Source organism: Candidatus Soleaferrea massiliensis AP7, from assembly GCF_000820765.1.
Classification (GTDB): Bacteria; Bacillota; Clostridia; order Oscillospirales; family Ruminococcaceae; genus Soleaferrea; species Soleaferrea massiliensis.
Genome location: NZ_CCYH01000048.1, coordinates 1 through 11,484, shown reverse-complemented (window position 1 = coordinate 11,484; position 11,484 = coordinate 1). Strand labels below are relative to the sequence as shown.

Sequence of the window (11,484 nt, the reverse complement as noted above, 5' to 3'; positions counted from 1 at the left end):
GTGGAACATCTCGTCGTCCGTACCGCAGGCGTACAGGTAGCTCACGCCCTTTTGGATCAGGAACTCGGCCGTCCCATTATCGCATAGTCCATCCGGTTTTCTCGCGTGATCGTGGTTACCATGGCCACCGTAATGCCGTACAGCAGTTTTATTGTACCAACTCCTCTTATTGCGGTATATGGACGAATGGTATAACAGCACTTTGTAGAAAATTCTTTTTTGCATGGATCCAGAAAAGTGGCGTAAATACTGAGTTTTTACAGCACGTCGAGCCTGGCATGTTAAAATATGCGCCAAAACTTGGAAGAAAAACAGGTAATAAGACCGCTTTTAGTGAGTTCAACTCCCTACAGCGGCACCAAGCTTATATAAACCGAACCCATCATGGGCATGGCCTGTGATGGGTTCGGTTTTGTCATTTATCTGAATCAAATTTGCTGCTATGGGTTATCTTTTTTCGGCAGGGAAAAGGGGGATTTCCTTTGGCCTTGCATGGATATGGTGCGGTCAAATGTAACCAATATCGTTGTCAAGCTAAATATTTGCAGTTTCTTAAGGCATACGAAAGGCTTGGCTGAAAAGCGGGATGCAGTGATGGCATGAATACAGCCGCGTTCTCTTGGCGGGATACCTCCGCGTGGATTTTGGCGCAGTGCAGGTGCGGTCTGTTCCATAGGCGGACCGCTTTTGTTTTCGCAGGCCGCGTCAGCAGATATAGGAAAAACGATAAGGACCAGCATGAGATTGGGCAAGACTTCCATCTCGTGCTGGTTTTTGCTGTAAAGAGACCGTGTCCATTAAACAGAAGGATGGAACAGCGCGGGTCAAGCCTGCGATTGGGATTTCCAAGCCCTTTCGAATGTCGCAATGCCGGAAGGCTCCGCAGCAGAATCCGCGGCAATCCTTGCGGCATAGAGAGGGAAACGTGTTCCGCGCCGCCTGAAAAGGAGGCGAACGGCGCAATCTTTTGCAACTGAACGCTTTTTCACGCACAAAGAAAGAAGGTTCGCATTTTTCGCATTGTGACACTCAGAAAACACCGGGCTACAGCCCACCGCCTTACAATACACACCCGTAAGGGGACAGTTTCCTTACTTAAAAGTGCAAACGGTTGAATGGTACAAAGCGGAAAGCGTCCGGAACCGATGCGTGTTCCGGACGCTTTCCGTTTGATGGGAATTAATGCGGTCTCCCTGCCGTGCTTTTTTATAAGCCCATACCGATTGCTGTGACGGCGGACAGGACGTAGAAGCCTTTTCCAAAAGCAAGGGGCGTATCGCGCAACCATACGGGATGTGTCTTGGACAGATGGCTCCGCCTGGCATCAGCGGTTGTCTTTGCGCCCGTTTTTCCATGCGCTTTTTACCGGGGTATCCACAAAACAGAAAGAAGCCGGTTGCTTACGACAGCCGGCTTCCTTCATGGGCTTATGGCTTTTTCAAAAAACATCGGCAGCGCCGATAAAGCTGGTACAGAGGGGCGGAGAATTCCAGGATGCGCTTGGAAGCGCGATGCCGGCAGCATCCGTTCCGGAAAATCCGCGTGGAGCGGTTCCCCCGGCGTTTTTTCTGTGGGTTGGATGTCCTTCAGAACATCGGCTCCGGCATGCCCTTCTTTTTTCAGGATGGCATTCAGCCCTACAGGATTCTGCCGTCAACCGACAGCGTGTGAACCTGCAGCGGCAAATCTTTTCCGCTTTGCTCCAGCGCGCGGCGGGCGGCGTTCTCGATTCCGCCGCAGCAGGGAACCTCCATACGCAGGACGGTGACGCTTTGCATGTCGTTGTTTCGCAGAATCTCAGCGAGCTTATCTGTGTAGTCGGTGCCGTCCAGCTTGGGGCATCCGATGACCGCAATGCGGTTTTTTAAAAAGCGGCTATGAAAGTCTCCGCAGGCAAAGGCGGTACAGTCTGCGGCGATCAGCAGATGGGCTTTGTCAAAGTAAGGCGCGTTAACTGGTACCAGCTTGATCTGGACAGGCCACTGGGACAGCCGGCTGGAGGTGTCGGCGCTGAGCGCCTGCTGATCCTCTTCCTGCGCCCGGTCGATGCGTTTCGCGTGGCTGCCCGGGCAGCCGCAGGGAAGCTTGTCCGTCTGCTGCTTCGATTTGACCGCGGCTTCGTCATAGGCGGCCGCTTCCCGTTCCTCAAACGTGATGGCGCCGGCTGGACAGACCGGCAGGCAGTCCCCAAGGCCGTCGCAGTAATCGTCCCGCAGAAGCTTCGCTTTGCCGTCGACCATGCCGATGGCCCCTTCATGGCAGGCGTCGGCGCACAGGCCGCAGCCAATACAAGCATCCTCATCAATTCTTATGATTTTACGAATCATTTATTTCATCCTCCTGCATTTCATTTCCATGCCATTTTGATCATATTGTTTTCGTTTTCCGGTGACCTGCTCGATATGAATTTTCCAGACGGCTGTCCGGTGCAGGCTGCGCCGGATGGCCTCGTCGAAGGTATCCAGGCTGTCCGGCGTATGCCGTTTGCACAGCAGACGCAGGGCGTGGATTTTTTCATCCCTGTCCAATACCTCTTCGGCCCGGCCGAAAAGCAGAGCCGATTCGTATTCCGTCGTGAATTTCTCCTGTACTATCCGTGTGCTTCCGACACAGGTCAGACAAACCTGCGGGCGCTTTTTGAGCGCATCTGTTTTTTGTCCCTGCATCGCGCTGTGAAAGTAGATCAGCCCGCCTTCGCGAACGATGGTCAGCGGGATGCAGTAAGGCGTCATATCCGGCAATGTCATGCCGAGCACGGCATATTCGCACTTGTCGGCGACGGAGTATGCGAATGCCGCGTCCATTTCCCGGTCGATCCTTCTCATTGACTGGCAGCCTCCTTTCTGGGATGCCTTCATTTTAACAGAATCATTGTGGAATGTCCGTTGCTTTTACAACAAATTTTTCAAAAAATACACCCTATCTGAAAAATAAAGAAAGTCCCTCCGACGGGTCAGCCGTGGGAGGGACCTGTTTTCAACGACATATGGATTCAGCGTTATAAACCTGACGGTACATTTCATCGGGTTCGAGAAACCGGCAGCAGGCCGGATACCATTCGGTCATCTGTTTTCAAAGAAGGCCCATAGCAAAAAAGCACTGCGGTTCTATACAAGGGATGCTTCGGGTGCACAGAAGGTACAGGCTGTGATTTTACCGCCGAACTCTATGGAGAGCCGGACGGTTTTGGCGCGGCGCGGTATCTGGAACCGGACGCTCTGACGGGTAAATTCAGATGTTACGCGTTTTGTAATGGATATACGGGACGCTTCGATTGGTTTTTCCGCCGTATCAAAGAAATCTGCAACCATAACAATGCTGTGTGCGTCGATGGTCCGGATTTTATAGCTGAAGTTCAACGCTCTTCGGTTTAAAACGGGTATCAGGGGATCATAGGTCAGCCTGGCCCTGGCTGTGCCGGCCGGCATGGTGATGCTGCAGGTTCAGCTGCCTTCCAAAGAAAAGTTATCAAACGTGATGGGACCGGTACTGGAAAAAAGCCGGGGGCTTCCGGATGGCCCCGGGGCCATTGGGAATTGAGGATGAGATTTTTCATGATGTTCTCCTGTATTTCAATGTTCAAATCATCTGCTTATAGGATCAGTATAGCAGAAAAAAACCAATCTGTGCCTGTTTCCTGTCCGCATTTCCAGCGATATATGTGGATATGCTTTTTATAATGGTAGGGGGATGTGATTTTAGGGTACACCGCATCAGCCTGCGGATGATCAGGGGAGCGGGGTAAAGGAAGCGGAATTGCCCCGGAGAAGCCCTGTTTGTTACCATTCACGCCGAGTTGCCTGCCACTTGCGCTTTGGGCATTGACACGTAAAAAAGAACTGCTATAATGAGAACTGCGCAAAAAACGATTTTAACGCTATTTGAAGCAATCCAGTGCTCAACCCATGCATCCAGGATCGTAAAAGCGTAAAGAAGTCAAGTTGAAAGGTTTTAGAAAACCCGGCCGTTCTTTTATGCACGAATTTGTAAGGCGGCCGCCATACATCGGGTTTGTATGAGAGACCGATCCGGTTTTCGGTGATTCCAGCAGGCATAAGCGTACAACGAAAGTTTTGTTTTCCTTCTTTCTTTTTCATAACACATAAACGGAAACCGGCAGGGACAGTGCTCCCCGCCGGTTTCCTGCGTTCCATATCCGCCAGGTGATGCGGGAAGCACAGAAAAGCCCCGGCGAACCGATTCGCCGGGGCTTTGATCGTTGTAAAATGTGTTTGATGTGCTTCTATGGGAACACACCAGTAAATCTGTGATTCAGGTTTTTTTCCTGTTATTTATGATAAAAGCACCTTGATTGCTTTGTCCAGCGGGATGACGTCTTATCAAGCCTGCAACAGAGCATATGTCCATCCACACTGGAAATCTGCCCTTGTCAACGGAGCCGGTTCCGATCCAGCCTGCGGAAAAAATATGACCGCTCATACTGGAACCCCGGCTGTCAGCGGGATAGTGTCTGAACCGCCTGCAGCAGAACATATGCCCGTCCGTATCGAAAACCGGTTTCTGTCAGCGGGATGGGGCCTGGTCCAGCAGGAGAACCTTGGCGGTGAAGAAGCCGTCGATGACCTCAAACGAGACGGCGCCGTCGTATTTACCGGCGACCGAACGCACAATGTTAAGGCCCATGCCGTGATACTGCTTATCCGGCTTGGTGGTCTGCAGAGAGGGATTGCCGCTCAGCGCATCCGCGGCGGCTGTATTGCGCACAATGATCGACAGATAGGAGCGTTCGGGACGCATTCGCAGGGAAATCGCCGGTTCCGGCAGTCCGCCGCAGGCCTCGATGGCGTTGTCCAGCAGATTGGCCAGCACCGTGCACAGATCGGTTTCCGCAATCTGGACCCGAGGCGGCAGCGCGGCCTCGACCGAAATCCGGATGCCAAGCCCTTTGGCATAGGACAGCTTGGGATTGATCAGCGCGTTGACCGAGACATGCCCGCAGTCGATAAACTGTTCAATCGACTGGTTGTTTTTGCGCAGCGTCTGGAAATAGGCATCCAGCTCGCCGTATTGCTGCTGCCGGATCATCCCGTCCATAACCGTGATGTGGTTGAGCAGGTCGTGGCGGATTTCACGCAGGTTCTGGTATAGGCTCTGCACCTCGTCGGCATGCTGCCGGTTCAGCGCCAGCCGCTGGTCCATGGCCTGCCGTTCCATGCGCTCGCGGTAATCACGCGTTACACGGTAAAACAGGAAGTAGATCAGGATGTTTGTGATAAAGAAGCAGGCGGCGAAGGTTGCCAGCAGGATTTCAATGCCTTCCCCTTCAACGCGGCCCGGCAGAAAGACCATCAGGCAGAGCGCGCTCGCGAGCGACGTGACCGCGATGGCCAGCCAGTAGGGGAGCGGGATGCGCTCCTTGCCCGGGACGCGGAACCGCTTGACGAAGAAGTACAGCGGGATCAGGCACAGCCGCGGCAGAACCCGGCTGCTGATTATGCTCAGCCAAAACACATCCGGGAAGAAGAAGCTGCACAGGTTGCTGAAGACGGTGGTCAGCTGCAGCTGGGCGGAGAAGAACAGCAGCACCACCGCGCTCATACAGAACGGGTTGTCATCCAGAAACGCCAGCACATACGCAAGCCCCACGACCGGGAACAGCAGCGTGTTGGCGTAAAAGCTGTTGATCTCCAGCACATTCGACACGAACAGCAGCATCACCGCCAGCGCGCTGACAATCTCATACAGTGCCCACGGATGCTTGATAAAGCGCTTGGCCGGATAGAGCATATAGAGCACAAAGAGCAGAAAGACCGTTGCAAAGTAGTCGCTGCTCATCGAGATGATCTGTAAAACCGTGTTCATTGAATCCACCTCTGAAAAGCGGATTTGACCTCCTGACGGCGCAGCCGGCTCATCGGGACCTGTTCCCCCTGGTCAAGCAGCACGCAGTCCTGCTCGATGCGGTAGATGTGCCGGCAGTTGACAAGATAGCCCCGGTGGGTGCGGATGAATCCCTTTTCGGAAAGCTGCTGCTCGAGTGCCTCCATCGTCGATGCGGTCCGGTGGGATCCTGCGGTGGTGACGATCTGCTGGACCTTGTTGAAGCTCTCCACATACAGGATGTTCTGCAGCCTGAGGGAGATGAGTCCCGCGTCGGTGTCGACGCTGACGACCCCCTCCCTGACAGACCGGGAGAGGAAGTCCAGAACGGCGCGCACCGCGTCGTCCACCTCGTCGGCGAAGTTGCGCTTGCGCACGAAGCGCAGCGGGCTTGTCCGGAAGGTTTCAAATACACGGTCTTCTCGGTTGGAGATGTAGATCAGCGCACGCGGCGTGTCGTGGTGCTTCTGCAGCTTTTCCCCCAGCTCGATGCCGCCAAGCTCCGGGATATCGATGTCCAGGAAGTAGGCGTCGTACTGCTTGCCGTGCAGCACCGCGCGCCAAAGCTCCGTGGAGCTCTGGTAGGTGTCAATGATTGCCAGCTGTTTATGGCGCGCAAAGGATTTTTCAATTGCGCAGGACAGAAAGGACAGGGTTCCGGGCAGGTCGTCGCAGACGGCCAGTCGATAAACCATGCTGTTTCCTCCTTTGGAAAAGCCGGAAGGCCGGCTGGATAATCCATACGGTGATTCGTTTTCTGAATTGTTTCTATTATAACGCAAGCTGTTATCATTTGCAACAAATGATCAGGCCGGCACAGGGGATTATCATGAACAAACTGTGGAGTGTTGTGAACAAAGACATACAGTTCGCGACAAATTCAAGCATTTGGCGAATATTTTAGGACAATGTAACGGAAGGTTGATATACTTGTGATGACAAAGAGAACGGACCGTGAAGACGCCCGTGGCGCGGGGACGGCAAAAGCCTGTAAGGGCGGCTTCCGAACCGGGTATTTGTGATGTATCAGCGGAAAAGCTTGAAAAAAAGACTTAGGAGGCAAGTAAAGAAATGAACAGTAAGAGCAAACGAATCCTATCAATCGTTCTGGCCGCGACGCTGGCGGTCGGGCCGGCGGCCACGCTGGCGCTGAATGAAGGACAGGCCGACGACTACACCGACCAGGTCATCGCGATGGGTGGAACCGGAAAAGGCACCGTCTTTGGAAGGGAATACCTGAATGACTACGAGGCGGACGAATCCCTGATCGTAGAGACCGCCCTGCCGACAAGCTCCACGACCTATCCGGACAGCTACCCGAAAGAGCTGATCAAAGCGCGCAGCGATGAGGAGCTCAAACCGATCATCGATGGACTCATGAAGGTGATGACCTTCGACGAAAAGATCTACATGATTTCCATGAACAGCGACCCCGAGAACCGCAACGGCGTCGGCTATATGACCGGCATCCCACGTCTGGGCATTCCGGAAAGCAGGCTGCATGACGGCCCCGCGGGCATCAGCACCAGCGGAGACGCGTATGTTGAAACCACCAACCCGCCGATGCAGCTGCTCGCGTCCAACTCCTGGAGCGAGGATATGGTCGCGCAGTATGGCGCGCTTCTGGGACGCGAGCAGGTATCGATCGGTTCCGGCTGGCAGCTGGGTGTCCAGTACGACATGGCCCGCACCCCGTTCTGGGCACGCGCGAAGGACTCCTTTGGAGAGGACTACCTGCTGACCTCGAAGCTGTCGGTCGCCCAAACAAACGGCATCCATTCTACCGGCGGCATCCCGATGGCGAAGCATATCGGCGCGTACAGCACCGACGGCGACACCCTGCTGTGGGTTGAGGTCGACGAACAGACGCTCCACACCGCCTACCTGTACCCGTTTGAATCGGCGGCCAAGGAAGCAAACGTCAACTCGATCATGGGCACCTACAACCGGCTGAACGGCTTCTATGTCTCCTCCAACAAGGAACTGCAGATTAACATCCTGCGGAACATGTGGGATTGGAGAGGCGCCATGGTTCCGGACTGGGGCGCAAACCAGGAGTTCTCCATGGCACTCGGCACCGATATCAGCCAGAGCAACTTCTCCTCCGTCAGAAGCGATGTCCTGAAATCCATGTCGGCCGGAACCGTCGATATGGTTACAGTCGACCGCGCGGTCGAGCATTCCCTGTATGCGCTGGGCTACTCCGGCTATCTGAATCTGGTTGAGCTGGACGAAGAGACCGGACTTGCCAAGGAAGACCCGACCAAGGGAACGCCGGACAAGGATCCCATCAAATTTGAGCGCACCTATGCCGAAGACCGTAAAAACGGCATGCTGGATGAATCCAACGAAGTGGCACAGGAAATTGCGGAGAAGGGCATCGTCATGCTCAAGAATGAGAATGAGACCCTTCCGCTCACAAAAGACGACTACACCGGGGACAACTCCGTCGCACTCATCGGCTACGGCGCGACCAATCTGGTCGGCGGCACCGGCGGCGAACGTTCCTTCGGCGTACTGGAATATATGAAGACCCCGTTTGAAGCGATCAAAGAGATCGCGGGGGAGAATGCGAACATCACAGCGGAAGTCATGCAGGATGTGCACGGAACCGTGATCCCTGCGGATTACCTCTATCAGGACGAAGCCGGAACCAAACAGGGACTTGTCAGAACCTACGGCATCTTGGCCGAGGACAACACCTCCGGCGGCGGATTCCCGGGCGGACCGGGCGGTCAGGGCGGCAGCACAGAGAAAAAACCGGTCGATATGGAAGGCTTTGAGACCGGCTCCTTCTGCACCGTGGACAGCACCATCGATTTCACAACCGGGCACCGCAGCTTCCAGAACAACGAGAACGGCACCGCGTTTGAAGACGGCGACGCCTACACCTGGAAGGGCTACCTGAAAGCGCCTCAAGACGGCGAATACACCCTGGTCATGCAGTCCAACGGAGGCAAGGGAACCGCGAAGATCACCGTGGACGGCGCGGTCAAGAGCGCATCGGCCTCCGACGGCGTATCCTGGGATTTCTACACCAACGACGGACTCAACTACGGCGCCACCAAGGTCACACTCAAGAAAGATCAGCTGTACAAGGTGGTTGTCACCGCGAACGCGACCAGCCCGTACCGTGATCAGGGACTCAAATTTACCTGGATCACCCCATCCGACGTGACGGACAACTATCAGAACGCATTGACGGCAGCGGCCCAGAACGACACCGTCGTCATGTTCACCCGCACCGGCGCAACCGGACACGGCCCGGTCTCTGTGACCGATTACGACCTGTCCCTGGACGAGATCAGCCAGATCAAGGATGTCCAGAAGGCCGCAAAGGACCATGGAAACAAATTTGTGCTCGTGGTCTTCGGCCGCACCGGCTTCTCCTTCGAAGGCGACTGGCTGGACGACACCGACGCGCTGATTGTACCGTACTATCCGGGACAGGCGGGCGGCACCGCGCTTGCCAATATCCTGACCGGCAAGGTCAACCCATCCGGCAAGCTGACCATGACCTTCCCGAAGAAATCGGAAGACACGCTGCTGACCATCGATGAGGAGACCTGCATCGAGCGCGGCGGCGACCAGAAGAACCCGACCGCGGACGGCTTCACAGCCAAGTACACTGAGGGCCTCAACTTCGGCTACCGCTGGTATGACGATGAGGGCATCGAACCGCAGTATCCGTTCGGCTTCGGCCTTTCCTACACCACCTTTGCATATTCCGACTATTCCGTCAAGCGCACCGGCGACATCGGCTTCGACGTATCCGTCAAGGTCACGAACACCGGCGACGTCACCGGCTCCGAAATCGTACAGGTCTATCTGGGCAAAGCGGCCAGCGTGCCTCAGTATGTCCAGCAGGCTGAGAAACAGCTCTGCGCATTCGGACGCGTGGAAGACCTGAAACCGGGCGAAAGCAAGGTTGTCACCATGCACATCGAGGAGCGCATGCTGCAGTACTGGGACAGCGAGCTTGATTTGATCGAACGTGAAGACGGCACCAAGGACAAATGGGTCATCGCGGACGGAGAACGTGAAATCATGGTCGGTTCCTCCTCCGACAACCTGACCTGGAGTACCACCATCGACGTCATCGACGAAGCGCTGCTCCCGGATACCGACAAGACGACCCTGAATAAGGTCATCGCTTATGCGGAAGAGCAGATGGCGAAGGATGATTATATATTTGTAGATGCGGATGTCAGAGCGGGCTTCGAAGCGGCTCTGGAAGAAGCGGTCGCGGTCCGCGACAACAAGAGATCGACCCAGCCAGAGACTGAAAAGGCCTGGACCACGCTGGTCAAATGGATCCACGGACTCGATATCCGCTACGGCGACAAGACCTTGCTGCTCGAAGCGATCACCGCGGCCGGCACCTACAACCTTGACAACTATGTCGAGGCCGGCAAGCAGGCATTCAAGGATGCGCTGGCCGAGGCACAGAAGGTCTACGAGGACAAATTCATCGACCAGAAGACCATCGACGACACGGCCGACGCCCTGGTCGATGCGATCCTGGCGCTTCGGCTGAAAGCGAACACTTCCAATCTGGACGCACTGCTGAAACAGGCCAAGGCTGTCAACTTCGCGCTGTACACCGACGCATCGGTCATGGCGCTAAAGACGGCCATCCAGAATGCCGAGACGGTACTGGCATCCGATCCGAGCGAGGACGATCAGGCGATCGTGGACAGCGCGGCGGACGGCATCCAGGACGGCATGGACGGACTTGTGGAGAAGGCCGACGATTCCAAAAAGGATGACGACAGCAGCAAGACCGAGGATCCGAAACAGGATGACAGCTCCAAGAGTGATACGGACACCTCCTCCAACTCGAAACCGGCCTCCGATGTAGCGGGTGCGAAGGATCAGACGACCTCCACAGCCAGCGCATCGAACGGCAAAAAGAAGAACGTCTACACGGGCGACGCGACCCCGATCGCTCTGGCGTTCAGCCTTGCCGGACTCAGCGCGCTCGCAGTGCTGACCATCGGCAGGAAAAAGAAACAATAAGGAATGATCTCGATAAAGACCCCGCGTCTTGAAATCTTTTGACAGCGAAAGGGCAGACCGGCTTTGCAGAAGGCCTGTCTGCCTCTTTCGCATCAACAGGCAGGCCCCCGACGAAAGTCGGGGGCCTGTCCGATTGTGGTTGGAAGATGATATCATTATTCGAAAGGTACCAGCGGTTATAAATGAACAAAGGGATTGTCCGAAATACCTGACTACAGCAACTTGAATTCCTGTAGTTCTTGTCAATAAAATACTTTTTGGAGGATTACTTTGTATTCATTAGTGCTCCATATAAGCTTATGAACCAGCCAAGGTATCGGGGTACAAGAAAAGCCGCCCGCAACAGGAAAAACGTCCGCTGCTAGCTGCGCCCAACCACCTTGCCAAAAACGAAACGCCGCCCGCAGACGGCCGTAGCAGATAACGGAATATCAGAGGGGATTTTCAAGGGGGCCACCACCTGCAGTGGGGCACTCGGCTACGCCGCTTTTTCTGCTGCATAGTTGTGGTGTGTTCGTCATAGGCTCTTTTTTTATTTCAGTGTCGCGTAGCGCGTACACCAGCGCAGCTGGCCCCTTGAACGGCCTTTCTTGGTTACTTCTTTGGCCGGCAAAGAAGTAACCA

At 55.0% G+C, this 11,484-nt stretch carries 7 protein-coding genes; 1 reads left to right on the top strand and 6 read right to left on the bottom strand.

Annotation, left to right across the window (positions count from 1 at the left end):
• Positions 1-440 precede the first annotated feature (440 nt).
• The 5 genes from BN348_RS13980 to BN348_RS12355 all read right to left on the bottom strand — a co-directional run bounded on the left by BN348_RS13980 (position 441) and on the right by BN348_RS12355 (position 6,536).
• Complete coding sequence (locus BN348_RS13980) at positions 441-674, bottom strand: hypothetical protein (RefSeq protein ID WP_156136519.1); 234 nt, start codon at positions 672-674, stop codon at positions 441-443.
• Positions 675-1,637: 963 nt separating this feature from the next.
• On the bottom strand, positions 1,638-2,327 hold the full coding sequence (locus BN348_RS12375) for an ATP-binding protein (protein ID WP_040198350.1): 690 nt from the start codon (positions 2,325-2,327) through the stop codon (positions 1,638-1,640).
• Positions 2,328-2,825: a pyridoxamine 5'-phosphate oxidase family protein gene (locus BN348_RS12370; protein WP_040198348.1), complete on the bottom strand. Its 498-nt coding sequence runs from the start codon at positions 2,823-2,825 to the stop codon at positions 2,328-2,330. It abuts the gene before it with no gap.
• 1,699 nt (positions 2,826-4,524) lie between these two features.
• A complete protein-coding gene (locus BN348_RS12360; RefSeq protein WP_040198346.1) occupies positions 4,525-5,823 on the bottom strand; it encodes a GHKL domain-containing protein in 1,299 nt (432 codons plus the stop codon).
• Positions 5,820-6,536, bottom strand: a complete 717-nt coding sequence (locus BN348_RS12355; protein WP_040198345.1) for a LytR/AlgR family response regulator transcription factor — start codon at positions 6,534-6,536, stop codon at positions 5,820-5,822. Before BN348_RS12355 ends, BN348_RS12360 begins: the two co-directional genes overlap by 4 nt.
• A gap of 376 nt (positions 6,537-6,912) precedes the next feature.
• Between BN348_RS12355 and BN348_RS12350 the strand changes: the two genes are divergently transcribed.
• Entirely contained in the window at positions 6,913-10,860 is a 3,948-nt protein-coding gene (locus BN348_RS12350) for a glycoside hydrolase family 3 C-terminal domain-containing protein (RefSeq protein WP_040198344.1), read from the top strand.
• A gap of 431 nt (positions 10,861-11,291) precedes the next feature.
• Here the strand turns inward: BN348_RS12350 and BN348_RS14145 are convergent.
• Positions 11,292-11,484, bottom strand: a 193-nt coding sequence (locus BN348_RS14145) for a hypothetical protein (RefSeq protein WP_040198343.1), incomplete at its 5' end; no start/stop codon positions are given.